27 protein-coding genes are annotated in these 26,997 nt (G+C 62.4%); 13 read left to right on the top strand and 14 right to left on the bottom strand.

Going from position 1 to position 26,997, the window contains the following annotated elements; all coding sequences use genetic code 11:
* Nucleotides 1–72: 72 nt before the first annotated feature.
* The gene (locus AC3RCM_RS23435; RefSeq protein ID WP_010955310.1) at nucleotides 73–1,293 is read right to left on the bottom strand and encodes an MFS transporter; all 1,221 of its coding nucleotides are present in this window, start codon (nucleotides 1,291–1,293) and stop codon (nucleotides 73–75) included.
* 343 nt (nucleotides 1,294–1,636) lie between these two features.
* On the opposite strand from AC3RCM_RS23435, the gene AC3RCM_RS23430 reads away from it, so the two are divergent.
* Genes AC3RCM_RS23430 through AC3RCM_RS23420 form a run of 3 tightly spaced genes read left to right on the top strand, consistent with a single transcriptional unit; the run spans nucleotide 1,637 to nucleotide 4,249 of the window.
* The gene (locus tag AC3RCM_RS23430) at nucleotides 1,637–3,073 is read left to right on the top strand and encodes a cytochrome ubiquinol oxidase subunit I (RefSeq protein ID WP_010955309.1); all 1,437 of its coding nucleotides are present in this window, start codon (nucleotides 1,637–1,639) and stop codon (nucleotides 3,071–3,073) included.
* Nucleotides 3,074–3,076: 3 nt separating this feature from the next.
* Entirely contained in the window at nucleotides 3,077–4,084 is a 1,008-nt protein-coding gene (gene cydB / locus AC3RCM_RS23425) for a cytochrome d ubiquinol oxidase subunit II (protein ID WP_492629171.1), read from the top strand.
* 9 nt (nucleotides 4,085–4,093) lie between these two features.
* Nucleotides 4,094–4,249, top strand: coding sequence for a DUF2474 domain-containing protein (locus AC3RCM_RS23420; RefSeq protein WP_003251614.1), 156 nt, complete (start codon nucleotides 4,094–4,096; stop codon nucleotides 4,247–4,249).
* 105 nt (nucleotides 4,250–4,354) lie between these two features.
* Here the strand turns inward: AC3RCM_RS23420 and AC3RCM_RS23415 are convergent, their stop codons facing one another.
* Together AC3RCM_RS23415 and AC3RCM_RS23410 are read right to left on the bottom strand one after the other, a co-directional pair.
* Nucleotides 4,355–5,479, bottom strand: coding sequence for a methyltransferase (locus AC3RCM_RS23415; protein WP_064491002.1), 1,125 nt, complete (start codon nucleotides 5,477–5,479; stop codon nucleotides 4,355–4,357).
* Between the two features lie 96 nt (nucleotides 5,480–5,575).
* Nucleotides 5,576–6,283, bottom strand: coding sequence for an autoinducer binding domain-containing protein (locus AC3RCM_RS23410; protein WP_064491001.1), 708 nt, complete (start codon nucleotides 6,281–6,283; stop codon nucleotides 5,576–5,578).
* A gap of 215 nt (nucleotides 6,284–6,498) precedes the next feature.
* Between AC3RCM_RS23410 and AC3RCM_RS23405 the strand changes: the two genes are divergently transcribed.
* Complete coding sequence (locus AC3RCM_RS23405) at nucleotides 6,499–7,275, top strand: ferredoxin--NADP reductase (RefSeq protein WP_014592355.1); 777 nt, start codon at nucleotides 6,499–6,501, stop codon at nucleotides 7,273–7,275.
* Between the two features lie 532 nt (nucleotides 7,276–7,807).
* On the opposite strand, the gene mscL is transcribed toward AC3RCM_RS23405, so the two are convergent.
* Nucleotides 7,808–8,227: a large-conductance mechanosensitive channel protein MscL gene (mscL, locus tag AC3RCM_RS23400; protein WP_020193520.1), complete on the bottom strand. Its 420-nt coding sequence runs from the start codon at nucleotides 8,225–8,227 to the stop codon at nucleotides 7,808–7,810.
* A gap of 176 nt (nucleotides 8,228–8,403) precedes the next feature.
* Here mscL and radA point away from each other — a divergent pair, with 176 nt between their 5' ends.
* On the top strand, nucleotides 8,404–9,774 hold the full coding sequence (gene radA / locus AC3RCM_RS23395; protein ID WP_003251626.1) for a DNA repair protein RadA: 1,371 nt from the start codon (nucleotides 8,404–8,406) through the stop codon (nucleotides 9,772–9,774).
* Between the two features lie 35 nt (nucleotides 9,775–9,809).
* On the opposite strand, the gene AC3RCM_RS23390 is transcribed toward radA, so the two are convergent.
* Together AC3RCM_RS23390 and AC3RCM_RS23385 are read right to left on the bottom strand one after the other, a co-directional pair.
* Nucleotides 9,810–11,327, bottom strand: a complete 1,518-nt coding sequence (locus AC3RCM_RS23390; RefSeq protein ID WP_012053706.1) for a nucleobase:cation symporter-2 family protein — start codon at nucleotides 11,325–11,327, stop codon at nucleotides 9,810–9,812.
* A 263-nt stretch (nucleotides 11,328–11,590) separates the two neighbouring features.
* A complete protein-coding gene (locus AC3RCM_RS23385) occupies nucleotides 11,591–11,953 on the bottom strand; it encodes a PilZ domain-containing protein (RefSeq protein ID WP_029615590.1) in 363 nt (120 codons plus the stop codon).
* 177 nt (nucleotides 11,954–12,130) lie between these two features.
* On the opposite strand from AC3RCM_RS23385, the gene AC3RCM_RS23380 reads away from it, so the two are divergent.
* The 3 genes from AC3RCM_RS23380 (at nucleotide 12,131) to yjiA (ending at nucleotide 15,467) form a co-directional block, all read left to right on the top strand.
* Complete coding sequence (locus tag AC3RCM_RS23380) at nucleotides 12,131–14,197, top strand: carbon starvation CstA family protein (protein ID WP_004577217.1); 2,067 nt, start codon at nucleotides 12,131–12,133, stop codon at nucleotides 14,195–14,197.
* Nucleotides 14,198–14,214: 17 nt separating this feature from the next.
* On the top strand, nucleotides 14,215–14,412 hold the full coding sequence (locus tag AC3RCM_RS23375; protein WP_003251633.1) for a YbdD/YjiX family protein: 198 nt from the start codon (nucleotides 14,215–14,217) through the stop codon (nucleotides 14,410–14,412).
* Nucleotides 14,413–14,489: 77 nt separating this feature from the next.
* A complete protein-coding gene (gene yjiA, locus AC3RCM_RS23370; RefSeq protein ID WP_064491637.1) occupies nucleotides 14,490–15,467 on the top strand; it encodes a GTPase in 978 nt (325 codons plus the stop codon).
* Here the strand turns inward: yjiA and AC3RCM_RS23365 are convergent.
* Nucleotides 15,427–16,914 carry a methylenetetrahydrofolate reductase C-terminal domain-containing protein gene (locus tag AC3RCM_RS23365; protein WP_198748243.1) on the bottom strand — a complete coding sequence of 496 codons (1,488 nt, stop codon included), beginning with the start codon at nucleotides 16,912–16,914 and terminating at the stop codon, nucleotides 15,427–15,429. The two genes, yjiA and AC3RCM_RS23365, sit on opposite strands and share 41 nt — an antisense overlap.
* A 229-nt stretch (nucleotides 16,915–17,143) precedes the next feature.
* On the opposite strand from AC3RCM_RS23365, the gene AC3RCM_RS23360 reads away from it, so the two are divergent.
* Nucleotides 17,144–17,968 carry a 5-methyltetrahydropteroyltriglutamate--homocysteine methyltransferase gene (locus AC3RCM_RS23360; protein WP_104887058.1) on the top strand — a complete coding sequence of 275 codons (825 nt, stop codon included), beginning with the start codon at nucleotides 17,144–17,146 and terminating at the stop codon, nucleotides 17,966–17,968.
* 435 nt (nucleotides 17,969–18,403) lie between these two features.
* Here the strand turns inward: AC3RCM_RS23360 and AC3RCM_RS23355 are convergent, their stop codons facing one another.
* A complete protein-coding gene (locus AC3RCM_RS23355) occupies nucleotides 18,404–19,582 on the bottom strand; it encodes an acetyl-CoA C-acetyltransferase (RefSeq protein WP_409312772.1) in 1,179 nt (392 codons plus the stop codon).
* 301 nt (nucleotides 19,583–19,883) lie between these two features.
* Here AC3RCM_RS23355 and fabV point away from each other — a divergent pair, with 301 nt between their 5' ends.
* Together fabV and AC3RCM_RS23345 are read left to right on the top strand one after the other, a co-directional pair.
* On the top strand, nucleotides 19,884–21,095 hold the full coding sequence (gene fabV / locus AC3RCM_RS23350) for an enoyl-ACP reductase FabV (RefSeq protein ID WP_003251642.1): 1,212 nt from the start codon (nucleotides 19,884–19,886) through the stop codon (nucleotides 21,093–21,095).
* A gap of 145 nt (nucleotides 21,096–21,240) precedes the next feature.
* Complete coding sequence (locus AC3RCM_RS23345; RefSeq protein ID WP_064491634.1) at nucleotides 21,241–22,149, top strand: alpha/beta hydrolase family protein; 909 nt, start codon at nucleotides 21,241–21,243, stop codon at nucleotides 22,147–22,149.
* Between the two features lie 44 nt (nucleotides 22,150–22,193).
* On the opposite strand, the gene AC3RCM_RS23340 is transcribed toward AC3RCM_RS23345, so the two are convergent.
* From AC3RCM_RS23340 to AC3RCM_RS23325, 4 genes are read right to left on the bottom strand one after another with little or no spacing between them, the layout of a single operon-like run.
* Nucleotides 22,194–22,535, bottom strand: a complete 342-nt coding sequence (locus AC3RCM_RS23340; RefSeq protein ID WP_014592347.1) for a HopJ type III effector protein — start codon at nucleotides 22,533–22,535, stop codon at nucleotides 22,194–22,196.
* Nucleotides 22,528–22,824 carry a DUF1244 domain-containing protein gene (locus AC3RCM_RS23335; RefSeq protein WP_158666133.1) on the bottom strand — a complete coding sequence of 99 codons (297 nt, stop codon included), beginning with the start codon at nucleotides 22,822–22,824 and terminating at the stop codon, nucleotides 22,528–22,530. Before AC3RCM_RS23335 ends, AC3RCM_RS23340 begins: the two co-directional genes overlap by 8 nt.
* 9 nt (nucleotides 22,825–22,833) lie before the next feature.
* A complete protein-coding gene (gene folM, locus AC3RCM_RS23330) occupies nucleotides 22,834–23,571 on the bottom strand; it encodes a dihydromonapterin reductase (protein WP_492629170.1) in 738 nt (245 codons plus the stop codon).
* 33 nt (nucleotides 23,572–23,604) lie between these two features.
* Entirely contained in the window at nucleotides 23,605–24,165 is a 561-nt protein-coding gene (locus AC3RCM_RS23325) for a putative antibiotic biosynthesis monooxygenase (RefSeq protein ID WP_064491633.1), read from the bottom strand.
* Nucleotides 24,166–24,384: 219 nt separating this feature from the next.
* Here AC3RCM_RS23325 and AC3RCM_RS23320 point away from each other — a divergent pair, with 219 nt between their 5' ends.
* Nucleotides 24,385–25,320 (top strand): MerR family transcriptional regulator, encoded by a 936-nt coding sequence (locus AC3RCM_RS23320; protein ID WP_492629169.1) that lies wholly within the window; start codon nucleotides 24,385–24,387, stop codon nucleotides 25,318–25,320.
* Here AC3RCM_RS23320 and AC3RCM_RS23315 read toward each other — a convergent pair.
* The gene (locus AC3RCM_RS23315; RefSeq protein ID WP_492629168.1) at nucleotides 25,305–25,922 is read right to left on the bottom strand and encodes a hypothetical protein; all 618 of its coding nucleotides are present in this window, start codon (nucleotides 25,920–25,922) and stop codon (nucleotides 25,305–25,307) included. The two genes, AC3RCM_RS23320 and AC3RCM_RS23315, sit on opposite strands and share 16 nt — an antisense overlap.
* Before the next feature lie 59 nt (nucleotides 25,923–25,981).
* Nucleotides 25,982–26,410, bottom strand: coding sequence for a PAS sensor domain-containing protein (locus tag AC3RCM_RS23310; protein ID WP_014592344.1), 429 nt, complete (start codon nucleotides 26,408–26,410; stop codon nucleotides 25,982–25,984).
* Nucleotides 26,411–26,525: 115 nt separating this feature from the next.
* Here AC3RCM_RS23310 and AC3RCM_RS23305 point away from each other — a divergent pair, with 115 nt between their 5' ends.
* Nucleotides 26,526–26,981, top strand: coding sequence for a flavodoxin (locus AC3RCM_RS23305; protein ID WP_064491630.1), 456 nt, complete (start codon nucleotides 26,526–26,528; stop codon nucleotides 26,979–26,981).
* Nucleotides 26,982–26,997 lie beyond the last annotated feature (16 nt).

Below are 26,997 nucleotides of genomic sequence, written 5' to 3'. Positions count from 1 at the left end.
TTCTGGCCCTGCGCGGGGTACGCCCCCTGTAGGCGCGGGCTTGCCCGCGAAGCGGCGGGCACAGGTGACCCATCACCCGTTATGCAACCGATCCCGCTTGGCCAGGGTAGGGAACAGTTTTATCCACACCCCGGTCACCACCAAGGTGCCCACCCCGCCCAGCACTACCGCCGGCACTGTACCAAACCAGTGCGCGGTCACCCCCGATTCGAACTCACCGAGCTGGTTCGAGGCACCGATGAACAGGCCGTTCACTGCGCTCACCCGCCCACGCATTTCATCCGGTGTCTCCAGCTGCACGAACGAGCTGCGAATGACCATGCTGATCATGTCTGCCGCACCCAGTACCACCAGTACCGCCAGCGAGAACCAGAACGAGGTCGACAGGCCGAAGGCGATGGTCGCCACGCCGAACACCCCGACCGCAGTGAACATCGTCCGCCCGACGTTGCGCTGGAACGGGAAGCGCGCCAGCCAGAGCGACATCAGCAACGCCCCCACCGCTGGCGCGGAGCGCAACAGGCCAAGGCCCATCGGCCCGGTCAGCAGGATGTCTTTGGCAAATACCGGCAGCAACGCGGTGGCCCCGCCCAACAATACGGCGAACAGGTCCAGCGAGATGGCGCCGAGGATGTCGGGCCGGCTGCGAATGAAACGGATGCCAGCCAGCAGCGATTCGATGCTGGCGCGCCCGCGCTGGGCGACCTGGCCGCGCGCCTGCAGGCTCAGGGTCAGCACGCAGGCAATGGCGTACAAGGCCACCGTCGGGCCGTACACCCACATGCTGCCAAAGGCATACAGGAAACCGCCCACCGCCGGCGCCACGATGGTCGCCGACTGGGTGGCCGAGGCCGACGCCGCCACTGCCCGCGGGAACAGCCCGGCCGGTACCACATTGGGCAACAGCGCCTGGGTTGCCGGCATTTCGAATGAGCGGCTGGCGCCGAGCAGGAAGGCCAGGGCAAAGATCAGTTCGCGGGTGACGTTGTCGGTGGCACTGCCCACCGCCAGCGCCAGGGCAATCAGCCCCTGAAGGCTCTGGCACAGGGCGGCGACCTTGCGCCTGTCATAGCGGTCGGCGACATGGCCGGTGTGCAGCATGAACAGCACCCGTGGGGCGAACTCGACCAGGCCGACCAGGCCCAGGTCCAGTACGTTGCCGGTCAATTGGTAGAGGTGCCAGCCGATGGCCACGGTGAGCATCTGGAAGCCGCTGGCGGTGAACACGCGAGCCAGCCAGAAGGCCAGAAAAGGACGATGGTGACGCAACAACTGCGGTGCGGAATCGGACATCGGAAACCAGGGGCCTCGGCGCAGTAGAGGGGTGCGCAGCGTATCATCTGTTTGTAACAAACGGTTACTGTTTGCTCAGGTCGGCACTTTTCCACTGCTAATCAAAGAGGGTGAGGCAACAGGTCACGCGGCAATCCACCACACGGCCCACCAGGCCATTCGGGACTATGCTTCCTAGCATTCATTGATCTGGGTCAATCGTTCCAGATCAATGAATTGGCCGTCTGGCCGGAATCCCTGCGATCGAACAGAACAATTCCAACACGCCGTACTCGACCCAGTGGGGGCAGTGGGCGACTGGGGCCACAAGCCCGGACGCCGGATTATCTGAAGAGGAAGCACCATGTTCGGAATAGAGGCCTTAGAGCTCGCCCGAATGCAGTTTGCCTTTACCGTGTCGTTCCACATCCTGTTCCCGGCCATCACCATTGGCCTGGCCAGCTACCTGGCAGTCCTCGAAGGCCTATGGCTGCGGACCCACAACCAGGTCTACCGTGACCTCTATCACTTCTGGTCGAAGATCTTCGCCGTCAACTTCGGCATGGGCGTCGTCTCCGGCCTGGTCATGGCCTACCAGTTCGGCACCAACTGGAGCCGCTTCTCCGACTTTGCCGGCGCCGTTACCGGCCCGCTACTCACCTACGAAGTACTGACTGCGTTCTTCCTCGAGGCCGGTTTCCTGGGCGTCATGCTGTTTGGCTGGAACCGCGTCGGCCGTGGTCTGCACTTCTTCTCCACGGTGATGGTAGCGCTCGGTACGCTGGTCTCGACCTTCTGGATTCTCGCCTCCAACAGCTGGATGCAAACCCCGCAAGGTCACGAGATCATCGATGGTCGGGTGGTGCCGGTGGACTGGTTTGCGGTGGTGTTCAACCCCTCCTTCCCCTACCGCCTGATGCACATGGCCACTGCCGCGTTCGTGTCCACCGCGTTCTTCGTCGGTGCCTCGGCGGCCTGGCACCTGCTGCGCGGGCGTGACAACCCGGCTGTACGCAAGATGCTGTCGATGGCCATGTGGATGGCACTGATCGTCGCCCCGATTCAGGCAGTGATCGGCGATTTCCACGGCCTCAATACCCTCAAGCACCAGCCGGTGAAAATTGCCGCGATCGAAGGCCACTGGGAGAACGTGCCCGGTGAGCCGACGCCGCTGATCCTGTTCGGCATTCCCGACATGGAGGCCGAGACTACCCGGTTCAAGATCGAGATCCCGGCGCTCGGCAGCCTGATCCTGACTCACAGCCTGGACAAGCAGGTGCCGGCGATGAAGGAGTTTCCGCCCGAGGACCGGCCTAATTCGACCATTGTGTTCTGGTCGTTCCGGATCATGGTCGGGCTTGGTTTCCTGATGATCTTCGTTGGCCTGTGGAGCCTGTGGTTGCGCAAACGCGGCACGCTGTACAGTTCACGCCCGTTCCTGCATGTGGCCCTGTGGATGGGCCCATCCGGGCTGGTCGCGTTGCTGGCCGGCTGGTTCACCACCGAAATTGGCCGCCAGCCCTGGGTGGTGTACGGCCTGATGCGCACGGCGGACGGTGTTTCCAACCACAGCTACGCCCAGCTCGGCTTCACCCTTGTGGCGTTCGTGGTGGTGTACTTCGCCCTGTTTGGCACCGGCCTTGGCTACATGATGCGCCTGGTGCGCAAAGGGCCGCAGACCGGCGAGGGTGACGAGCACACACCGGGAGGCCCAGGCCAGAAACGCACGCCGGCACGGCCTTTGTCCGCTGCCGATGATGGCCGCGAGGCCACCTCTGCCAGCCTGAACGAGGGGAACTGAACCATGGGTATCGACCTTCCACTGATCTGGGCCGTGATCATCATCTTCGGCGTCATGATGTACGTGGTGATGGACGGATTCGACCTGGGGATCGGCATGCTCTTCCCCTTCGTCGAGGGCGAGCAGGACCGTGATGTCATGATGAACACTGTCGCGCCGGTATGGGACGGCAACGAAACCTGGTTGGTCCTGGGCGGTGCCGGACTGTTCGGGGCCTTCCCGATGGCCTATGCCGTGGTCCTCGAGGCCCTGTACCTGCCCCTGATCCTGATGCTGATCGGCCTGATTTTCCGGGGCGTGGCCTTCGAGTTTCGCTTCAAGGCCAAGGCCGACAAGCGGCACATCTGGGACAAGGCTTTCATCTGGGGTTCACTGATCGCCACCTTCTTCCAGGGTGTGGCGCTGGGCGCGTTCCTGGAGGGGTTCAAGGTGGTCGACCGGCATTTTGCCGGTGGCACCCTGGACTGGCTGACCCCATTCAGCCTGTTCTGCGGGCTGGGGTTGATCGTGGCCTACACCTTGCTGGGTTGTACCTGGCTGATCATGAAGACCGAAGGGCCGCTGCAGCAGAAGATGCACGATATGGCCCGGCCGCTGGCGCTGGTGCTGCTGGTGGTGATCGGTATCGTCAGCCTGTGGACGCCCATCGCCTACCCGCAGATTGCCGACCGCTGGTTCAGCATGCCCAACCTGATATGGTTCATGCCGGTGCCGCTGCTGGTGCTGGTGACCTTCTACGGGTTGCTCAAAGCGGTGGCACGCAACGCGCACTACACGCCGTTCCTGCTCACGCTGGTACTGATCTTCCTTGGCTACAGCGGCTTGGGAATCAGCCTGTGGCCTAACATCATCCCGCCGTCGATTTCGATCTGGGATGCCGCAGCGCCACCGCAAAGCCAGGGCTTCATGCTGGTGGGTACCCTGTTCATCCTGCCGTTTATCCTCATGTATACCTTCTGGAGCTACTACGTGTTCCGCGGCAAGGTGACCCACGAAGACGGCTATCACTAGGAGGGCCGCATGATGGCTGGCAAGCATGGTTTGGAAGACAAGAAACCGCTGTGGCAGCGACTGGGTTGGCTGTTGCTGATCTGGGCGATGAGCGTCGCAGCGCTGGGTGTGGCGGCCTGGGTGATGCGGCTGTTCATGGGGGCGGCGGGCCTGACCACACACTGATAAAGAGCGGCAGCGGGCTTGCCCGCGAAGCAGGCAACGCGCTAGATGGCACCGGCGTTGCCGGTGTTCGCGGGCAAGCCCGCTCCTACGGGAGCGGTGGCGCGCTTACTTGCGGGCTTTCAGAATGACGAACTTGGGCGTTGCCGCCACCTGCTCCACCCCCCGGAACAACCGCGCCAGCTTGCTGTGATAGCCCAGGTGCCGGTTACCCACGATGTACAGCGCCCCACCTACCACCAGCGCTTCACGCGCCTGCTGGAACATGCGCCAGGCGAGGAAATCGCCTACTACCTGCTGTTGGTGGAACGGCGGGTTGCACAGCACCACGTCCAGCGACTGTTTCTCCAGCCCGGCCAGGCCATCGGCCGCGAAGAAGGTCGCCGGGCGCTCGCCCAACGCTGCCAGCCAGTTCTCCCGCGCCGATTGCACTGCCATGTACGACTCGTCGACCAGGGTGTACTCGGCCTCCGGGTTGGCCAGGGCGCTGGCGATTGCGAGCACGCCGTTGCCGCAGCCCAGGTCTGCCACCCGCGCACGGCCGAGGTCGCGAGGCAGATGCGGGAGGAACGCCCGCGTCCCGATATCCAGGCCTTCACGGCAGAACACGTTGGCGTGGTTGACCAAGTCAAGAGCCGGCGTGTCGAGGCGGTAGCAGCTGGGGTAGGGGGACTTGGCGAGCGGCCGCTCGGCAACCGTTGCTGTCAGCAAACGGGCCTTTTTCAGTGCCAGCGAAGCCTGTACGGGGCCGATGTACTTCTCCATCAGGTCGCCGGCCGCGCGCGGCAGGTGCTTGATCATCGCCCCGGCAATCACCTGCGCACCGGGTGCCAACTGGCCTTGCAGGCGGATCAGTTGTTCTTCCAGCAGGGCCAGGGTCTTGGGCACACGCACCAGCACCCGGTCGAACGGGCCTTGCCAGTGTTCGCTGGCCGGTACGAACGGCACGCTGTCGAACGGCAGGCCATTGCGCGCCAGGTTCTTTTCCAGGGCCAGGTGCCCCAGGTGCGAGTCACCGCTGCTGACCACCTGCATCTGGCCCGCCAGGCTGGCGGCCAGGGCACCGAAGCTGTCATTGAGCACCAGTACCCGGCAATTGGCGTCGGGTGCTTGATCGTGTAGCTGCGCAAGCAGGTACTCGTCGGCGGCATCGAAGGCCTGCAACGGGTCGTTGGCCTGCTCCGGCTGGCGGATCAGGTCGAGTTCGGCGTAGGGGGTGGTCAACAGGGGCATGGCGTCTGGCTCGGGTACGAAACTGCCCGTTGCGGTTCGCGCCGGGCTTTGCCGGGCGATTCTACAGGGCTTTGCCCAAGGTCGCAGGTTCGAAGATCAGATCCAGCCACGCAAGGCGGCAATGGCGATGGCTCCGGCCTTGTTGGCAGCGTTGGTCTTGGTGATCACGCTGCGGATATGGAAATTGACCGTGCTTTGCGACAGCGAGAGGATGGAGGCAACATCGGCAGCGGTCTTGCCGGCGGCAGACCATTTCAGCACTTCCAGTTCGCGCTCGCTCATTTTCGGCTGGGGTGGGCACAGCGCGTTCAGGTGGTGCTCGCCCAGTACCGCGTGAAGGGTGTGGCACAGCCACTGCACACTGCCGGCTTTGTCGTACAGCTCGAGCACATCGATGTGTCCGTTTGGCCGAGCGACACTGATCTGGCTTTCGTTGTGCTGCTGGTCGTGAAGCGACTGTGTCCAGCCGTGGCGCAAGCCATGCTGGCAGGCCATTTCGCGAAATTGCGGGGCTTCCTTGTACAGTTCATCGGTCCACAGCACCGGCGTCGTCGAGCTGTGGCTCAGGTTCGCTGCCGGGTCCTGCTTGTAGAAGTCGTCGCGCTGGTAGCGCTCGATCCACTCAATTGGGTAGTTGCTGTAGAGGTACAGCCTTGGCGTTTGCGTAGCGATCTGAATGCGGATGTTCAGCCCAAGGTAATCCATGTCCAGGTCCTGAGCCAGATGGACTGCGATGTCGAATAGCTTCTGCGGGCTGCGTTCGCTGACGAACGCATGAAGATACTCGGGTTTCCAGTGAAGCATTTGAAACACTCCTAGGGGCGCGCAGGATCCAATCCGTTTGAGTACCCGGATGATTGTAGGAAAAGACCTACCATCCTGTTGGGATTTTTTTGTTATAGCGAACAGGATTTTCTGCGAGTTCGGCACGTTCAACCTGGATGAGGCCCTACAAAGCGGTGGTTTTTATCCTGGCCACTTTAGGCGACACTGTGCACACGCCAACCCTGGAGCCCGATATGACCGCTAGCGCCGAAAAGTTCACTCGCCAGACACTGCTTGATGTTCAGCCACTGACGCCGAACCTCTTCAGCCTGCGGGTTACGCGCGATGCGGGGTTCCGCTTCCGTTCCGGCCAATTCGCCCGGCTAGGTGTGACCAAGGCCGATGGTAGTGTGGTGTGGCGCGCCTATTCCATGGTCAGCGCCCCCCATGACGAGCACCTGGATTTCTTTTCCATCGTGGTGCCAGGTGGTGAGTTCACCAGTGAGCTGAGCCGTTTGGGTGCAGGCGATACGTTGCTGATCGACCGCCAGGCGTTCGGTTTCCTCACCCTCGACCGCTTCGTCGGTGGTCGTGACCTGTGGCTGCTGGCTACCGGTACCGGCATTGCGCCATTCATGTCGATCCTCCAGGACTTTGAGGCCTGGGAGCGCTTCGACAGCATCAAGCTGGTGTATTCAGTGCGCGAAGCGAAGGAGCTGGCCTATGTGGATGAAATTGCCGGGCTGGAACAGCGCGATTATCTGGCCGAGTACGCGGGCAAGTTGCAGTTCATTCCCGTGGTGACCCGTGAACAACACCCTGGGGCGTTGAATCAGCGGATTACGACGTTGATCGAGAATGGCGAACTGGAGAAGGCGGCGGGGCTTGAGCTGTCGCCGGAGCATTCGCGGGTGATGCTGTGCGGTAACCCGGAAATGATCGACGAAACCCGCAAGGTCCTCAAGGCGCGAGACCTGCAACTGAGCCTGAGCAAGCGGCCCGGGCAGGTGGCCGTCGAGAACTACTGGTAAGACCATTGCGGCCGTTGCGGGCCTGTAGGCGCGGGTTTACCCGCGAAAGGGCCGGGCCTGCTGGCCAATCTCCACCCGCCGTTCACCGTTGCTGCCGCCACCGTATTCGGGGGTAATCCGGATCCTACACAGACCGCCGTGTAGGAGCGGGTTTACCCGCGAAGAGGCCGGCCCTGCTGGCCAATTTCCACCCGCCGTTCACCGTTGTCGCCGCCACCGTATTCGCGGGTAAACCCGCTCCTACACCGGATCGGTGGTGGACACACCTCAGTGGTTTAACACAGGCCGCCGTGTAGGAGCGGGTTTACCCGCGAAGAGGCCGGCCCTGCTGGCCAATCTCCACCCGCCGTTCACCGTTGCCGCCGCCACCGTATTCGCGGGTAAACCCGCTCCGATGGTGGACACGCATTGGAGGTTGGACACAGGCCGCCGTGTAGGAGCGGGTTCACCCGCGAACACCGGCAGAGCCGGTGCCATCCACCGCATTGGTTTCTACGCGAGCATGCCCGCCCCCACAGCGCCCCCGGCTATTTCAAGGCAAGCGGTTCTGGTTCTGCGTCTTGAGCAAATCGCGAATCTCGGTCAGCAGCGTCTCTTCAGCCGAAGGCACAGGCGGCGTAGTCGGCGCCACGGCTTCTTCACGTTTGAGCTTGTTGATCGCCTTCACGCCCATGAAGATGGCAAAGGCCACGATCAGGAAGTCGATCACGGTCTGGATGAACTTGCCATACGCCAGCATCACCGCTGGCACGTCACCTTCGGCAGCCTTCAGGGTAATGGCCAGATCGCTGAAGTCCACGCCACCGATCAGCAGGCCCAGTGGCGGCATGATCACGTCGCCGACGAAGGACGAGACGATCTTGCCGAAGGCCGCGCCGATGATGATACCGACCGCCATGTCGACGACATTGCCTTTGACTGCGAAAGCCTTGAACTCGTTGAGCATGCCCATGTTTGGTTCCTTGTAACAAAAGGTAAGGTTAAGGCAGTGTAAGCCACTTAAACGCTTCATGCGTTGTGTTCAGGGCTACTGACTGCAGTTAGAACGAATAGTTTTGTCGCATCCCGAGGCGTTCGAGACACGTCCTGCTCAGCTATCATGGCGAATTTTTCCAGGAGACCTCACCCATGGCCAAGGCCAAGCGCTTGTATGGCTGCACCGAATGCGGCGCGACCTTCCCCAAATGGGCCGGCCAGTGCGGCGAATGCGGGGCCTGGAACACCCTGGTCGAAACCATGATCGAAAGCGGCGGCGCTGCTGCACCCAGTAGCGGCCGCGCTGGCTGGACAGGGCAGCAGGCGCAGATCAAGACCCTGGCCGAAGTCAGTGTCGAGGAAATCCCGCGTTTCACGACCAGCAGCACCGAACTGGACCGCGTGCTGGGTGGCGGCCTGGTGGATGGCTCGGTGGTGCTGATTGGCGGTGACCCCGGCATCGGCAAGTCGACCATTTTGCTACAGACCTTGTGCAACATTGCCGTGGGCATGCCGGCCCTGTATGTCACGGGGGAGGAGTCGCAGCAGCAGGTGGCCATGCGCTCGCGGCGGCTGGGCCTACCCCAGGACCAGCTCAAGGTGATGACCGAAACCTGCATCGAGACGATCATTGCCACGGCGCGGGTCGAGAAGCCGCGGGTAATGGTGATCGACTCGATCCAGACCATTTTCACCGAGCAGTTGCAATCGGCCCCGGGCGGCGTGGCCCAGGTGCGCGAAAGCACAGCGTTGCTGGTGCGTTATGCCAAGCAAAGCGGTACGGCAATCTTCCTGGTCGGCCACGTGACCAAGGAAGGCTCGCTGGCTGGCCCAAGGGTGCTGGAGCACATGGTCGACACGGTGCTGTATTTCGAGGGTGAGTCCGATGGCCGCCTGCGCTTGCTGCGGGCGGTCAAGAACCGTTTTGGCGCGGTCAACGAGCTGGGCGTGTTCGGCATGACCGATCGTGGCCTCAAAGAGGTATCCAACCCGTCGGCGATCTTCCTCAACCGTACTCAGGAAGAGGTGCCGGGTAGCGTGGTGATGGCAACCTGGGAGGGGACCCGGCCAATGCTGGTCGAGGTGCAGGCGCTGGTCGACGATAGCCATCTGGCCAACCCGCGGCGGGTGACCTTGGGCCTGGACCAGAACCGTCTGGCCATGTTGTTGGCGGTGCTCCACCGCCATGGCGGTATCCCGACCCATGATCAGGATGTGTTTCTCAACGTGGTCGGCGGGGTGAAGGTGCTGGAAACGGCTTCGGACCTGGCGCTGCTGGCGGCGGTGATGTCGAGCTTGCGCAACCGGCCACTGGCCCATGGTTTGCTGGTGTTTGGCGAGATCGGCTTGTCGGGCGAGGTACGGCCGGTGCCCAGTGGCCAGGAGCGCTTGAAGGAAGCGGCCAAGCACGGCTTCAAGCGTGCCATCGTACCTAAGGGCAATGCGCCGAAAGAAGCGCCTGCGGGGTTGCAGGTGATTGCCGTTACCCGGCTGGAACAGGCGCTGGATGCATTGTTCGAATAGCGTGCAGGAGCGAGCAAGCTCGCTCCTGCAACCCGTCAGTGCTCGGCAACGGCCGTGCGCCTGACCGTTTCATTGCCGTGCTCGTCCAGTTCCAGCATCGGCACTTCGTTACCCTCGGCATCGAACAGCTTGCCATCTTTGAAGTAGTCCCCATCACGCAGCGCGGAAATGTCCGAATACTGGATGGTGCGCTCGTAGGCTGCAGCGAACACTGACTGGTTTTCGGAGTTGCCGGTGGTGAAATGGTTGAAGATCAGGTTCAGCAGGATGGCCATGATCGCCGCCGAGCTGATGCCGGAGTGGAAGATGGTCTCGAACCAGTTCGGGAAGTGGTGGTAGAAGGTCGGCGCGGCAATCGGGATCATGCCGAAGCCCAGCGAGGCCGCGACGATGATCAGGTTGACGTTGTTCTTGTAGCTGACCTTGGACAGGGTGCGGATACCGCTGGCCGCCACGGTGCCGAACAGCACGATACCGGCGCCGCCCAGTACCGGGGTAGGCACGGCGGCAATCACCCGGCCCATGACTGGCAGCAGGCCGAGTACCACCAGAATCACGCCGCCGGTAGCCACCACGTAGCGGCTCTTGACCCCGGTCACGGCCACCAGGCCAACGTTCTGGGCGAACGCGCTTTGGGTGAACGAACCGAAAATCGGCGCCAGGATGCTCGAGGCCATGTCGGCGCGCAGGCCGTTGCCCAGGCGCTTGGAGTCCACCTTGGTGTCGATGATCTCACCCACGGCGAGGATATCGGCCGACGTTTCCACCAGGGTGACCATGATCACGATACACATCGACAGGATCGCGGCGATGTGGAACTCCGGCATGCCAAAGTGGAAAGGCGTGGGGAAGGCGAACATCGGGCCTTCGCTGACCTTGCTGAAATCGGTCATGCCCAATGCCCAGGCGATCAGCGTGCCGACCACCATGGCCAGCAGGATCGACAGGCGTGAGATGGTGGCGCTGCCAAGCTTGCTCAGCAGCAGCACGATGGCGAAGGTCAGCCCGGCCAGGCCGATGTTGGCCACGCTGCCGAACTCCGGCGAGGCGCTGTTGCCACCCATTACCCAGCGTGCGGCAACCGGCATCAGGGTCAGGCCGATGGTGGTGATGACGATACCGGTCACCAGCGGCGGGAAGAACTTGGTGATGCGCGAGAACACCGGTGTGATCAGAAAGCCGATCAGCGACGCAGCCATGACCGCGCCGAGCACCCCAGGCAGGCCACCGCCCCCCTCGCTGCTCAGGATCGCACCCATGGTCGCCACACCGGCGAACGACACGCCTTGCACCAGTGGCAACTGGCAACCGAAGAACGGCAGGCCAAGGGTCTGCAGCAGGGTAGCAAGGCCACCGGCGAACAGCGAGGCGGCGATCAGCATGCCGATTTCGGCACCATTCAGGCCCGCGGCCTGCCCCAGGATCAGGGGTACTGCGACGATCCCACCATACATGGTCAGCACATGCTGCAGACCATAGGCCAGGTTGGCACCAAGGCCGAGGTTTTCATCCTCGGGTCGCTTGGCGGGAGACGTGCTAGGGGACGTAGTCATGGAGCAGGCTCTCTGTTTATTGTTGTGCCGCTACTGTAGACACTTCCTACAAATGATTGCCACAAGAATTGTATACAATATTTTGATCGGAGCGCGAACAGGTCTGGCTGCAGGGTGTGCTAAAACCCAATGCAGAAGGCGTACCAACTTGGCAGAAGCTGTATTAGAAGGGTGTGTACAAAGCATCGCTACCCAGGCTTAAAGCTGTCTGGGTAGACAAGAAACACCAGGCGGGAAGGCTATTAGCTAGCTAAGAGATTTTATTATTCGATGAGTTCGCGCAGCTCACGCATCATTTCGGTGCTGTCAGCCACGTTCAATTCCACAAGACGGTGCAAATGGGTCATCGAATCGACGTCGATGTACAGGCAAATGAAGCCCAGGCGGTCCGGTTCTTCGTGGCGCAGTTCGACCTGCATCTGCACACGGACCTCGTTGTCCAGGTCGATGATGGCGTCGAAGTCCTGGGTCAGGTCGGCATCCCAGTCTGCCGGGCGTTCGATCAGCAAGCCTTTGAGTGAAAGGTCCAGCAGTTTTGCAGGCCAGCGTTTCAGCCCCTGGCGCAGCTCGGTGGGGGCATCGAAGTCGATGCGTTGAAAGCGGCGGCGTTCGTCATGATCGCTCATGGCATGGATCCTCGAATAGGTCATCAGGTGTCATCCTGACTATAGTTAGAGTTGCATGTGCATCAGGTACTGCAATCTGGCCGCAGAGGCTCTAGAACGAAGCAAGTGTGGCAATGCCGCTTGACTGGCCCTAGACTCGGTGGGCGGTCTTTCCAATCCACCAGCTGGAAGCTAACCATGAACAACAATAATAGCCTGCTACGCCATATTCCGTGGCTGGCGCTGGCAGTCATAGGCGCCTGCGCACTGGGTGTGGTTGCCCTGCGTCGCGGCGAGGCGATCAACGCCTTGTGGATCGTGGTCGCGGCAGTGGCCATCTACCTGGTCGCCTATCGTTACTACAGCCTGTTCATCGCCACCAAGGTGATGCAACTCGACCCCCGCCGTGCCACCCCGGCGGTGCTCAACAACGACGGCCTGGACTACGTCCCGACCAACAAACACATTCTTTTCGGTCACCACTTCGCTGCCATCGCCGGCGCAGGTCCCTTGGTCGGGCCGGTACTCGCCGCGCAAATGGGCTACCTGCCCGGCACGCTCTGGCTGATCGCCGGCGTGGTGCTGGCCGGTGCGGTGCAGGACTTCATGGTCCTGTTCCTGTCTACCCGCCGCAACGGGCGCTCGCTGGGCGACATGGTGCGCGAGGAAATGGGCAGAATCCCGGGCACCATCGCCCTGTTCGGCTGTTTCCTGATCATGATCATCATCCTCGCGGTGCTGGCGTTGATCGTGGTCAAGGCCCTGGCCGAAAGCCCATGGGGCATGTTCACGGTGATGGCGACCATCCCGATCGCGATGTTCATGGGCATCTACATGCGCTACATCCGTCCGGGCCGTATTGGCGAAATCTCGGTCGTTGGTGTGGTACTGCTGCTGGCCTCGATCTGGCTGGGCGGCGTGATCGCTGCGGACCCGGTGTGGGGCCCGGCGTTCACGTTCACCGGCGTGCAGATCACCTGGATGCTTGTGGGCTACGGTTTTGTCGCCGCCGTGCTGCCAGTGTGGCTGGTGCTGGCACCGCGTGACTACCTGTCGACCTTCCTCAAGATCGGCACGATCCTTGGCCTGGCCATCGGTATCCTGATCATCGCACCTGAGCTGAAAATGCCGGCGCTGACCCAGTTCACCGACGGCACCGGCCCGGTGTGGAAGGGGACCCTGTTCCCGTTCCTGTTCATCACCATTGCCTGTGGTGCGGTGTCCGGCTTCCACGCGCTGATTTCCTCGGGGACCACTCCCAAGCTGCTGGATAACGAAACCAACGCCCGCTATATCGGCTACGGCGGCATGCTGATGGAATCGTTCGTTGCCATCATGGCCATGGTTGCGGCCTCGGTGATCGAACCGGGCGTGTACTTCGCCATGAACAGCCCGGCTGCAGTGGTAGGTACCGATGTCGCGTCGGTGGCGCAGACCGTCAGCAGTTGGGGCTTCCTGATTACACCCGAGCAGCTCGAAGCCGTTGCCCGTGACATCGGCGAGCACACCATCCTGGCCCGTGCCGGCGGTGCGCCAACCCTGGCGGTCGGTATCGCGCAGATCCTGCACCAGGTGTTGCCAGGTGAAAACACCATGGCCTTCTGGTACCACTTCGCGATCCTGTTCGAGGCGCTGTTCATCCTCACGGCGGTAGACGCTGGTACCCGTGCCGGGCGCTTCATGCTGCAGGACCTGCTGGGCAGCTTCGTGCCTGCACTCAAACGCACCGAATCGTGGGGGGCCAACCTGCTCGCCACCGCTGGCTGCGTGGCACTCTGGGGCTATCTGCTGTACCAGGGCGTCATCGACCCACTGGGTGGCATCAACACCCTGTGGCCGCTGTTTGGTATCTCCAACCAGATGCTGGCCGGTATCGCCTTGATGCTCGGTACTGTGGTGCTGATCAAGATGAAGCGTCAGCGCTACATCTGGGTCACCCTGCTGCCGGCCGTATGGCTGCTGATCTGCACCACGGCTGCAGGCCTGATCAAGCTGTTCGACCCCAACCCGGCTGTCGGCTTCCTGGCCTTGGCCAAGAAGTACAGCACTGCGCTGGACGCCGGCCAGGTACTGGCCCCGGCCAAGGACATCGGGCAGATGCAGCACGTGATCTTCAACGCCTACACCAACGCGGGCCTGACGATCTTGTTCCTGCTGGTGGTCTTCAGCATCCTGTTCTTCGCCATCAAGGTCGGCTACGCCGCCTTGGGCCGCAAAGAACGCAGCGACAAGGAAACCCCGTTCCAGGCGTTGCCTGACGCGTAATCGAGAGGACTGCAATCATGTTCAACGACTTGGGTCGACTGGGCAAATACCTGGGGCAGGCAGCCCGCCTGATGGTCGGCATGCCCGACTACGACAACTATGTCGAACACATGCAGAAAACGCATCCGGACAAGCCGGTGATGAGCTACGAGGCGTTCTTCCGCGAACGTCAGGAAGCACGTTACGGTGGCAAGTCCGGGCCCAAGTGCTGTTGAGCCTGCGGTACGTGTAAACCTGTGGGAGCCTGGGTAACCGGCTCCCACAGTCATTTTCAGATTCAGGAGTATTTTGCGTGCAGACGCCCATTCCCGTAACCGTCCTTACAGGCTTCCTCGGTGCCGGCAAGACCACCTTGCTCAAGCACATGCTCAAGGCCGAGCATGGCCTGAAGCTCGCCGTGATCGAAAACGAATTCAGCGAGGCCGGCATCGACAGCCAACTGCTGGGGGACCAGCCGGTGCAGGTCATGACCTTGGCCAACGGGTGTGTATGCTGCAGCATCCATGGCGACCTGACTCGCGCTCTTTACCTGCTGCTTGAACGCCTGGATGCGGGGGAAATCGCCTTCGATCGCCTGGTGATCGAATGCACCGGCCTGGCCGACCCGGCGCCGGTCGCGCAAACGTTCTTCATCGACGAAGAGCTGCGTGAGCGCTACATCCTCGACGGCATCATCACCCTCGTCGATGCCGCGCATGCCGAACTGCACCTGACCCAGACCATCGCTCAGGCCCAGGTCGGCTTTGCCGACCGTCTGCTGCTGAGCAAGACCGACCTGGTCGAGCCGGCTGCTGTTGAAGCCCTGCGCGAACGCCTGGCCCGCATCAATAGCAGGGCTGCGATCCGTGTGGTCGAACACGGCTGCATCGACCTGGCTGAGTTACTGGATGTGCGAGGTTTCAACCTCAACCCTGACCTTGGGGTGAACCTGAAACCGATGTTGCGACCGGTGCTCAAGCCTGCCACCCCGGACCGTATCTCCACGATGGTGCTGCGTACCGAAGCCCCGCTGGATATCGACCGCCTCAGCAGCTTCATGAACGAGCTGCTGGAAACCCACGGCAAACAGCTGCTGCGCTACAAGGGCGTGCTGAACATTGCCGGCGAGGAGCGCAAGCTGGTGTTTCAGGGCGTGCTCAAGCTTTATGGCTTCGACTGGGACGCCGAGTGGGCTGCAGGCGAAGCGCGCGAGAGCGTGATGGTGTTCATTGCCGATGAACTGCCCGAGGCTACGATTCGGGCTGGCTTCGAGGCAATGGCTGCGGGCTGAGCCGCTGCGGCGCCTGCCCTGCGAACCACTGCGGCCATGAGCTGCGGTGGCGGGTTTCGACCTCGATGCACGGGATCAGGCGTTCGGTCAGCACAGCGGTTTGCCGCACTGCTTTGGCGGTGCGGTACTTGACGCTGTGGATGCACTCGCGGTCGCCGAACTCGCAGCGGTTCAGGGCGGTTCCGCCGCAAGGGCCATTGGCCAGGCCTTTAGGGCAGGTTTCCGGGCAGATATACAAGGTGTCTTCCAGGCGGCAACGGCCGCAGGTGTCGCAACCCACCAGCGGGCGCTTCACACTGCGCTCCAGCGTGTGCAGCACGTGTGCGCCGACGCGTGTACCCCACAGAGGCTGGCGCACCGCCCAGCCGAAGGCCTTGCTCAGGCTGTTGCGCCGGCTGAACAGCAGTGCGTGCATGCCATGCATCAGATGATAGCGGGCTTTTTCCTTGAATGAGGCATCGACCCGTGACTCGTCCAGGCGCCAGCCAGCCTGTGGCGGATGGAAGGTCACCGCCGGCAGGCCAGGCATCTGCCAGCTGGCGTGCCAGGCCGGTGCCCATTGCTCCAGGGACTGAACCTGGGTTTGCCAGTACTCGATACGGGCCTCCAGGGCCAGCAGCTGTTCGAGCGTGTGAACCCCTGACAGGTGCACACCGGCGTAGCCCATCAGCTTTGTACCGATAATCTGCAAGGCCAGGCGGTCAACACTGCGCGCCTGGGCAAAGGCCTTGGACTGCGCCGTCTCCGCTTCGAGCATGTCGCGCATGGATGGCGTGACAGTGACGCCGGCCACGTGGTCGAGCATCGCCGCGCGCCCGTGGGTGAGGCTCATGAGGCAGGCCAGCATGGGCTTGGGTGAGGCCTGACGGCGCATCCAGTGTATGGCTTCCTGATGCTTGGCGGCATCGAAGCCCAGCTGCAAGGTGAGGAAGTCAGCCCCCGCTGCCAGCTTTTTCTCGGCCTTGAAGTACTGGGCGCCGCCTTCTTCCTCGTGGTACTTGAACGGGTTCAGCGCCGCGCCCAGCAGCCAGTGCGGGCAGGCCTGGCGGGCAACCTGCAGGGCGGCGACCGATTCCAGATAACGCACCGGGCGCTGGCCTGGTTCATGGCCGGGCAGGCGGTCGCCAGTCAGCAGTAACAGCTGGTCGAGGCCGGCGGCGTCCATGCGCTGCAGTTGGGCGAGCAGGTGGTGGCGTTCGCGATCCTTGCCTGAAAAATGCGGCAGGGCGGGCACCGGGTTGCTGAACGAGGCGAGGGCGTCCAGCGGTGACATGTCCAGCGGGCTGCCGACACGATCACCGATGGCCACGGTCATGGGCCAGCCGCACAGGTGCGTACGGGCCATGATCGCTTCCATGGCGGCAAAGCGTTCTGCGGAAGGCTTGGGGACGAACTCCATTACGCAGACGAAGTTCTGTTCGCGCAGGGCGGTTTTCAGCAGGCTCATATTGGCCGGGCACCTGGTGTGGTCAGGGTGGCATTGTGCGGCAGAAGGCGAGCTGGGTCATGTCCGGATGCGCAAGGTGGTGATCTGAATGAGACATGGGGGCGTGAAGATCATGACAGTATGATCATGAAGATTTCTTGGGTTCATCTCAAATTTAATGAGTTTGTCTCAATACCCCGCCAGCCGGAGAATCCCCCTCATTCATTCAAGCATGCTGAAGGGACAAGACATGGCACTGGCACATAACCTGGGCTTTCCACACATCGGCCGTGACCGCGAGCTGCGTGCTCGCCATTGGCAGGTGCAGAAAGACGCCGGCATCGAGCTGGTGCCGGTCGGTGACTTCGCCTGGGACAGCCACGTGCTTAGCGCAGGCGATCAGCCGTTCGTTCTGAACTGGGAACCACTGTTCGAAGAAGTGGAGCACGCCAAGGCCCTGGGCCTTGCAGTCAAGCCGGTGGTGATCGGCCCCTTGACCTATCTGTGGCAGGGCCAGACCCTGGGCGGTGACTTCGACAAGCTGGAGCTGCTTGACCGCCTGCTGCCCGTGTATGACCAGCTCCTCAACCGCCTGGCCGCGCTGGGCGTTGAATGGGTGCAGATCGATGAACCCATCCTCGCTCAGGCGCTGCCCCAGGACTGGAAAAACGCCTATGAACGTGTCTACAACATCCTTCAACGCGCACCGTTGAAGAAGCTGATCGCCACGTACTTCGGCGGCCTGGAAGGCAACCTCGGCCTGGCCGCCAACCTGCCGGTCGATGGCCTGCACGTCGATCTGGTTCAGGCGCCCGAGCAGTACCAGACCATTCTCGATCGCCTGCCGGCCTACAAGGTACTGTCGCTGGGCCTGGTCGACGGTCGCAACGCCTCGCCTTGCGATCTGGGCAAGACCTTGGGGCTGCTGCACGAAGCCCATGAACGCTTGGGTGAGCGGCTGTGGTTGGCGCCGGCTTGTTCGTTGCTGGAGAGTCCAGTGGAACTGGCCGTGCAGAAGTGCCAGGAAGTGGCGGTGCTGGCCGCGTCGCTGGAGCAGGACCGAGCCGCGGCTTGATCAGATGCTGCCTGTGCCGGCCTCTTCGCGGGTAAACCCGCTCCTACGACGGCCTGCGCCCGATCACCGATGAGTGTCCACCACCAGTGTAGGAGCGGGTTTACCCGCGAATACGGTGGCAGCTGCAACGGTGAACGGCTGGTGGAAATTGGCCAGCAGGCCCGGCCCTTTCGCGGGTGAACCCGCTCCTACACGCGGCCTGCGCCCGATCACCGATGTGTGTCCGCCACCGATCAGTGGTAGGAGCGGGTTTACCCGCGAATACGGTGGCAGCTGCAACGGTGAACGGCGGGTGGAAATTGGCTAGCAGGCCCGGCCCTTTCGCGGGTGAACCCGCTCCTACACGCGGCCTGCGCCCGATCACCGATGTGTGTCCGCCACCGATCAGTGTAGGAGCGGGTTTACCCGCGAAGAGGCCGGGCCTGCTTGAATCAATCAGCGCTCGATGGCCAGCGCCACCCCTTGTCCACCACCAATGCACAAGGTCGCCAGGCCTTTCTTGGCATCCCGTTTGATCATCTCGTGCAACAGGGTCACCAGCACCCTGCACCCGGAAGCACCAATCGGGTGGCCCAGGGCAATCGCCCCTCCATTGACGTTAACCCGCGCGGCATCCCATGCCAGCGCATTGCCCACGGCCAGCGCCTGGGCGGCAAAGGCTTCGTTGGCTTCGATCAGGTCCAGTTCGGCCAGTTGCCAACCGGCCTTGTCCAGGCAACGCTGGGTCGCCGAAACCGGACCAATGCCCATGATCGCGGGGTCTACCCCGGCACTGGCGTAGGCGGCGATCTTCGCCAGTACCTGCAAGCCCAAAGCCTCGGCCTTCGCTGCGCTCATCAAAAGCACGGCGGCGGCGCCGTCGTTCAGGCTGGAGGCATTGCCTGCGGTGACGCTGCCGTCCTTCTTGAAGGCCGGACGCAGTTTGGCCAGGGACTCGGCGGTGGTGTCCGGGCGTGGTTGCTCGTCACGGGCAAAAACCTTGGGCTCTCCCTTTTTCTGCGGCAGCACGATGGGGGTGATTTCAGCGTCGAAACGGCCAGCCTCGATCGCTGCCACTGCCTTGCGCTGCGATTCGGCAGCGAAGGCATCCTGCTGCTCACGGCTGAGGCCGTACTTGTCCACCAGGTTTTCGGCAGTGATGCCCATGTGGTAGTCATTGAAGGCATCCCACAGGCCGTCCGTGATCATGCTGTCGATCAGTTGGCCATGGCCCATGCGCTGGCCGGTGCGGGCCGAGGGCATGACGTAGGGGGCAAGGCTCATGTTCTCCTGGCCACCGGCAATCACCACTTCGGCATCACCACAGCGGATCGCCTGGGCGGCCAGGTGCAGGGCCTTGAGGCCCGAGCCGCAGACCTTGTTCAAGGTCAGGGCCGGTACGCTGAAGGGTAGGCCAGCCTTGATCGCTGCCTGGCGTGCCGGGTTCTGTCCGGCACCGGCAGTGAGCACTTGGCCGAGGATGACTTCGTCGACCTGCGCCGGGTCCAGCCCGGTTTGTTTCAGCAGTTGCTTGATCACGGCGGCGCCGAGGTCAACTGCAGGCACAGTGGCCAAGGCGCCCTGGAAGCTGCCGATGGCGGTACGGGTTGCGGCGACGATCACCACGTCGTTCATGTTGTTGTTCTCCGTGCAATGGGCGTAGTGCCGCCAGCATCGGCGGGTTTGGCTTATTTGTTAAGTTTGTTTTTCTTTCTGATTGATGTGAAAAGCAAATCAATGGCTGGCGAAGGTTCTAACCAGCCAATCTGGATTTCCTGCAGCCATGACCCTCCTGCACAGACGAACTCTGGTTTTGCATCCCTCTGATCACCCCGTAATATGTGTCGGATAACCTGCGGGGGTAGTCTCACCCTCTGATCAATCGGAATCGCCCCAAGCGGCGCTTTCCTGGCATAAACCTGACGAGGTACAGACATTGGCCATCATTCATCCTAAGGTTCGCGGTTTCATCTGCACCACGACTCACCCGAAGGGCTGCGAGCTCAACGTCCGTGACCAGATCGAAGCCACCCGCAAGCTGGGCGTACGCGAGGATGGCCCGAAGAAGGTCCTGGTCATCGGTGCTTCCAGCGGCTACGGCCTGGCTGCCCGCATCACGGCGGCCTTCGGCTTCAAGGCCGACACCCTGGGCGTGTTCTTCGAAAAACCAGGCACCGAGACCAAGGCCGGCACTGCTGGCTGGTACAACGCTGCCGCCTTCGACAAGTTCGCCAAGGCCGAGGGCCTGTACAGCAAGTCGATCAACGGTGACGCCTTCTCCGACGAAGCCCGCGCCAAGGTCATCGAGCTGATCAAGAACGAAATGGGTGGCAAGGTCGACCTGGTCATCTACTCGCTGGCTTCGCCCGTGCGCAAGCTGCCGCAGACCGGTGAAGTCATTCGCTCGGCACTCAAGCCGATCGGCCAGCCATACAAGTCGACCGCCATCGACACCAACAAGGACACCATCATCGAGGCCAGCATCGAGCCGGCCACCGAGCAGGAAATTGCCGACACCGTCACCGTCATGGGTGGCCAGGACTGGCAGCTGTGGATCGATGCGCTGGCTGGCGCCAATGTACTGGCCGAAGGCGCTCGCACCGTGGCCTTCAGCTATATTGGCAGCGATATCACCTGGCCGATCTACTGGCACGGTGCTCTGGGCCAGGCCAAGCAGGACCTGGACGAAACCGCCCTGCGTCTGAACCAGAAGCTGGCCGGTGAAGTGAAAGGCGGCGCCAATGTGGCGGTGCTCAAGTCGGTGGTTACCCAGGCCAGCTCGGCCATCCCGGTGATGCCACTGTACCTGTCGATGGTCTTCAAGATCATGCAGGAGAAAGGTGTTCACGAAGGCACCCAGGACCAGCTCGACCGCATGTACCGCGACCGTATGTACCGTACCGACGGTGCGCCGGCAGAGGTCGACGAGAAGGGGCGCCTGCGCCTGGACGACTGGGAACTGCGTGACGACGTGCAAAACGCCTGCAAGGCCCTGTGGCCACAGGTGACCACCGAGAACCTGTTCGAGCTGACCGACTATGCCGGTTACAAGAAGCAGTTCCTCAACCTGTTCGGCTTCGAGCGCGCTGACGTCAACTACGACGAAGACGTGGCCACCGATGTGAAGTTCGACTGCGTCGAGCTGTAATCGGATCAGCCTGCACTGGCCTTTTCGCGGGTGAACCCGCTCCTACGGGTTCCCCACCCCTGTAGGAGCGGGTTCACCCGCGAAGAGGCCGGTACAGGCTACAAAATATTTGCTAGTTTTGGCGCACAACGACAGGGAGTGCGCCATGAGTAGCCTCACCCAACCTGCTACCCCGTTTCGCCACCCCGCGGCCGACGGCTACCGCCTCGGCGGCTTCTGCTGGCGCCACGCCCAACCTGACCCCCAGCGCCCGCTGGTGATCATCAACGCTGCCACTTCGGTACGCTGCCGCTATTACGCCCGCTTTGCCGACTACCTGTTCGCCCACGGCTGCGATGTGCTGACCTACGACTACCGTGGCATCGGCGAATCCCGGCCGGCGTCGCTGCGTGGTTTCCAGGCCTCCTGGAGCGACTGGGGCCGGCTGGATTTCGAAGCCATGCTGGCGCATGCGGCAGCGCATTTTCCAGGTCAGCCGGTGGACGTGGTGGGGCACAGTTTCGGCGGTTGTGCAGTAGGCCTGGCACCGTCGGCTGGCCTGATCCGTCGGGTCGTGATGGTTGGCGCGCAGTTCGCCTACTGGCGCGACTACGCGGCCAACCAACGCTGGCAGCTGTTCGGCAAGTGGCATGTGGTCATGCCGCTGCTGACCCGGGTATTCGGCTATTTTCCCGGCAAGCGCCTGGGTTGGCTGGAAGACACGCCATCCGGCGTGGTGCACGACTGGACCACGCGTACCCCACGTTATGAGCACCGCCCCAGCGGGCGGGCGTTGGCGGCGCTACCGTTCGCCCAGGTGCGTGCGACGACGCTGGCCATCAGTCTGACGGACGACCCTTTCGGGACCGTGGCGGCGACCGAGCGTTTGTTGGGTTATCTACAGGGTGCCGAGCGAAAGCACCTGCGCATTGCACCTGTGGATATCTCGGCCGAGGAAATTGGCCATTTCGCGTTTTTCCATGACCGGTTTCGCGAAAGCCTGTGGCCGGTGGCCTTGCAGTGGTTGCGGCAGGGGAGGCTGGAAGGCGGGGGGCCTGGCACCATCATGGATTGAGGGTGGGCGCGGGATCGTGGGGCCGCAAAGCGGCCCCGGCAATCTCAAGCCTTGCGCGCAAGCGGCTGCGCAGCAAACTTCACACCCGCCAGACCGTGTTTGATCAGTGCACGGATGTTGCCATGGTCGCTGCCCTCAGGCGTGGCCAGCACATCACGGTAGTGTTCGCCGAAGGCCAGCAGTGCTTCCTGGTCGCTCAGCCCTTCAAGCAAGGCCAGGCCCAGGGTTTTGCACGAACCTTCGTTCTGCCCTGCCGCATTCTCTACGCCGCCGTTGTTGAAGGCCTGCGGCTGGTAGCTGTAGTTGTCGGCAATGAACGCCAAGGTATCGGCAAATACATGTTGGCCGCTGGCCAGGCTTGCGCGCAGGGTATTCAGGTCAGTCACGAGGTTTTCCTTTTTCGAACGCCGCTTGTTGTTCGGCGCTGGCTTCTTTCTGGTATTGGGCTTTCCACTCGGCGTAGGGCATGCCGTACACCGCTTCGCGGGCATCATCCAGGCTCAGGTCCAGCTGACGCTCGTCAGCGGCGGCCTTGTACCACTTGGACAGGCAGTTGCGGCAGAAACCGGACAGGTTCATCAGGTCGATGTTCTGTACATCGGTGCGCTTTTGCAGGTGTTCGATCAGGCGCCGGAACGCGGCGGCCTCGAGCTCGAGCTGTTGCTGTGGGGTCATGGTCTTCTCTCAAGTCATGCGGTTCTTCAGGTGGCGGCCACCGTTGATGACCACCTGGCTGCCGGTGCTGTACTGGCTGGCGAGCAGATACTTGACGGTCTCGATCAGCGGGCCGGCGCCGGGTTCGAACTCCAGCAGGGCCTTTTTCAGGGTTTGCTGACGGTAGGCGTCGTCACCCCCTTCCTTGAGGATCAGCAGCCCAGGCAGGATACCGTTCACACGCACCTTGGGCGCATATTTTTCGGCGAATGACAGCACCATATTCTGCAGCGCGGCCTTGGTGGCGGCGTAGCCGATGTGGCTTTTACTGCCGCGCGAGGAGGTTTCGTCGCAGATGTGGATGATGTCGGCCTTTTCCACCTTGGCCAGCAGGTCGCCCAGGGCCAGGTTGAGATGGTAGGGCGCTTCGACGTGCAGGCGGAACATGGTCTCGAGGTTGTCGAGGCTGTCGTCGAGCCATAGCGAGGCGTTGTGGATGATGGCGCGCAGTCCGTCGTAACGATCGTGCAGGTGATCGATCAGCGCCTGGCGGTCGCCCGCCTGGCACAGGTCGGCCTGAAACTGCACGATGTTGGGGTGGGCTGCCTGCGGCTGGATGCTGCGGCTGGCACTGACCACCGTATGGCCGGCCTGTGCCAGTTCGAGGGCCAGGGCCAGCCCGACGCGCTGGCTGGCTCCGGTAACGAGAATGGGGCTGTTCATGTTCGGGGTGGTCAACTTGTCTGTCCTTTGGTTGCCACCCAGCATACCCGAACTGTTTCCCTGTTGTATGGCCTGGCCTCAGCGGCTGCGCAAGGCGCCGGCAGTGGCCGGGGAGGCATGCAGCCAACTGGCTAGCAGGCGGGTGGACAGCGGGATGAACAGGTACACCATGACCGGCGTCAGGGCCAGGGTGCTGAGCAGTACCCGGGGCACGAGGTCGAGTGCCGTCAACCAATGGCCGAACAGCAGGTTGAAGGCCAGCGAAACTGGGAAAAACGCCAGCCAGATGGCCACGGCCTGCTTCCAGCGTGGCGGTTTCCGCACCGTGTTGGTGCCGAACCAGTCGTCGATACCGCTAACGCGCGCCTCTTTGGGGCGTTCGAACAGACCGTTGCCGCGTTGTAACCATGCGCGGCGAGAGGCGGAGTGCTCCCAGGCATGCAGCGTCGGCTCGTCGCTGAAGCGGAAGATGATCTGAAATTCGTCGCCATCCCGGGGCGGGGCAAGGATGCCCGAGCCGAGGTAGCCAGGGAAGTCGGTGGCCAGCTGTTCGCCTTCGTGCAGCCAGGCCAGCAGGTCCTGGTAGCGGCCATGGGCGGCGCGGCGCGACACCATGAGGGTGACGGGTGGGGTAGACATTGTGTATCTCCTGGCAACGGGGCTGGCGGGTAGCTGGCCCTTTGGCTGTGTGGCCCGGGGTGGTGGGCGACGCAGTCGTGCATGCAAGAATCGGGCACGCATTATCGCGAAGTTGCGTTCCTCGGCAACTATCAGCTGGCAAACGGTGGGTCCAACAGACCGACACGGTCGTAGTAAGCTATGTGCACAGTTTTTACGCACTCAGGGTACTTCGTGCAGATGAACGAGCAGGGACGTAAACCGGTGATCGATGCGAGTTTCGAGCAGCAGGAGCTGTTTCCGATTCGTGAAGTGTCACGCTTGACCGGTGTCAACGCCGTGACCCTTCGCGCCTGGGAACGCCGTTATGGGCTGATCCAGCCCATCCGTACCGACAGTGGCCACCGCCTGTATTCCCTGGCTGATATCGATGAAATCCGCCGTATCCTCGGTTGGCTGGAGCGCGGCGTGGCGGTCAGCAAGGTGGGCAGCATTCTCGCTCGCGACAATGCGCTCTCCGGGCAGGCTGGCGGCGCGGTGGACGCCTGCCTGCGCTGGCAAAACCAGATTCGCCTGGCGGTACAACACTTCGATGTGGCGAGCCTGAATCGCCTCTATGACGAGGTGTTCGCGGCCAGCACCCTGGACCAGGTTTTCGCCGATGTGTTCATGCCGGTTTGGCATGACATGGTCGTTCGGCAAGGCGGCTATGGGCAGGCCAGCGAATGGCTGTTCTATGACCAGTTCCTGCGCGGTCGGGTTTTCGCCCGCTTGCAGCTGGCCCGTGTGCCGTGTAGCCGCACCGTGCTCTTGGCGCCATTGTCGGGGCAGTGCCATGAGCTTGAGTTGCTGGTAACCAGCCTGATACTGGGCAGCGACGAAACACGCGTGATCCCGCTGGCTAACGGGCAGCCGCTGCAAGAGCTTGCGCTGGTCTGCGAACGGCTGAAGCCGGACGCCCTGGTGCTGTTTTCTCATCAATCGCCCACAGCAGAACTCGCGCGGCACTTCAAGCGCCTGGCATCGATGCTGGAATGCCCATTGTTACTGGCCGGTGAAGCGGCGGAAGCGGTACAGGACAGCCTGGCTGGCAGCCCTGTAGCCTGCCTGGGCGCGCAGGGCAGTGTGATGCGCCAGCGCTTGCGGCAGTTTCTGGCCCGTCAGCTCGATACTTGAGTGTGCAGTTCGGGGTGGGCGTGGCGGTGGGCCTGGAGGATGTAGTCGCGCAGGCGTTCGATTTCTTCGGCCGGGCTTTGGCCGAGGTCGTAGGCAGCCAGGTCCGTGCCGATGCGCCGGCCCAACACACCATGCAGTTCGATCGGGGTGATGCCGCCGGGGGCGAAGCGCAGCTCGAAGCGGGTGGGGGCTGTTGGCAAATCACGGACTTCCAGCAGCACGCCTTTGAAGGAAATCTCGCGCACCCACAGGCCGCTTACCTCGTCATGGGCATCGAGCAGTGCGCTCGGCTGGTCCAGCGACAAGCGCCATGGGCGCAGCATGGGGCCGTCTTCGTAGATTTCCGGTGAGCCCAGCTGCAGGTGCAGGGCATGGAACTCGTCCTCTACCAGCTGCAGGGGAAAACTGATCTGCTGGTTGTTGAACTGGGCCTGCAAGGTCACCTGCTCGTTAGCCACCAACCGGGTGAGCAAGCTTTGTATGCGGCGGTCGCCATTGACCAGCAGGCTCGACATGGTGTCAGCCAGGTTAAGTTGCGGCGAATGCTGCATGTTCTGTATGAAATCCAGCTCGTCCTGGGTCAGGAGCGCGTCTGCTTGCATGATCGAACTCGGTGGTGGCGATTTCTTCAACGGAATTGACCGTGCGTGGCGGACTTGGTTCAGGCGCGTTCGTCGGGTTTCGGACGAGCGCGCAGTTCTGCCAGCTCCCGTTCCAGTTCGACCTGGCGGCTGACGTCCTTCTGGATGCCGATGAAGTAGGTGCGCTGGTCGAAGTCGCTCTTTACCGGCGTGATCGACAGCTCGTTCCAGAAGGCGCTGCCATCCTTGCGATAGTTGCGCAGTACCTCGCGGCATGGGCGGCCTTCGGCCATGGCCTTGCGGATGCGTGCGCGGCCAAGCTGGTCACGGTCGTCACCCTGCAGGAACCGGCAATCCTGGTAGAGAATCTCGTCACGGCTGTAGCCAGTGAGGCATTCGAAAGCGGCGTTCACGTAAATCAGGATGGTGTCGTCGCCTTCCTTTTCGGCAACCACGATGCCGTCATTGGACGCATCGACCATCGATTGCAGCAATTGCGCGTTGATCATGTCCGGGCCATTGGTAAAGAAAAACGGAAGATGGCGACGTGGGTAACGGCGGCCTTTTGCCAGCGTTGAATGCTAGTATCCTACGTTTTCACTCAGTTTCGGAATCCTCTACCCGATGAAAGTCGCCATTATTTCCGGCTCGGTCTATGGCACCGCCGAAGAAGTCGCCCGTCATGCTGAATCGCTGCTCAAGGCGGCGGGGTTCGAGGCCTGGCATGCTGCGCGTGCCACCCTTCAGGATCTTCAGGGCTTTGCCCCCGACGCCTTGCTGGCCGTGACCTCTACCACCGGCATGGGTGAGCTGCCGGACAACCTCATGCCGCTGTACAGCACCCTTCGCGACACACTGCCCGCGGCCTGGCGCGGCCTGCCTGGCGCGGTGATCGCCTTGGGCGACTCCAGTTACGGCGATACCTATTGCGGGGGTGGCGAGCAGATGCGTGAGCTGTTCGCCGAACTGGGCGTGCGCGAAGTGCAGCCAATGCTGCGCCTGGATGCGAGCGAGACGGTGACCCCGGAAGCGGATGCCGAGCCTTGGCTGGCTGAGTTGGTGAGCGCACTGAACGCCTGACCCGGCACCTGTGCAG

It is taken from the genome of Pseudomonas sp. GW823-FHT05G12, assembly GCF_058795575.1.
Note: the sequence above shows the minus strand (reverse complement) of the source record. Positions and strands in the feature narration are given on the sequence as shown.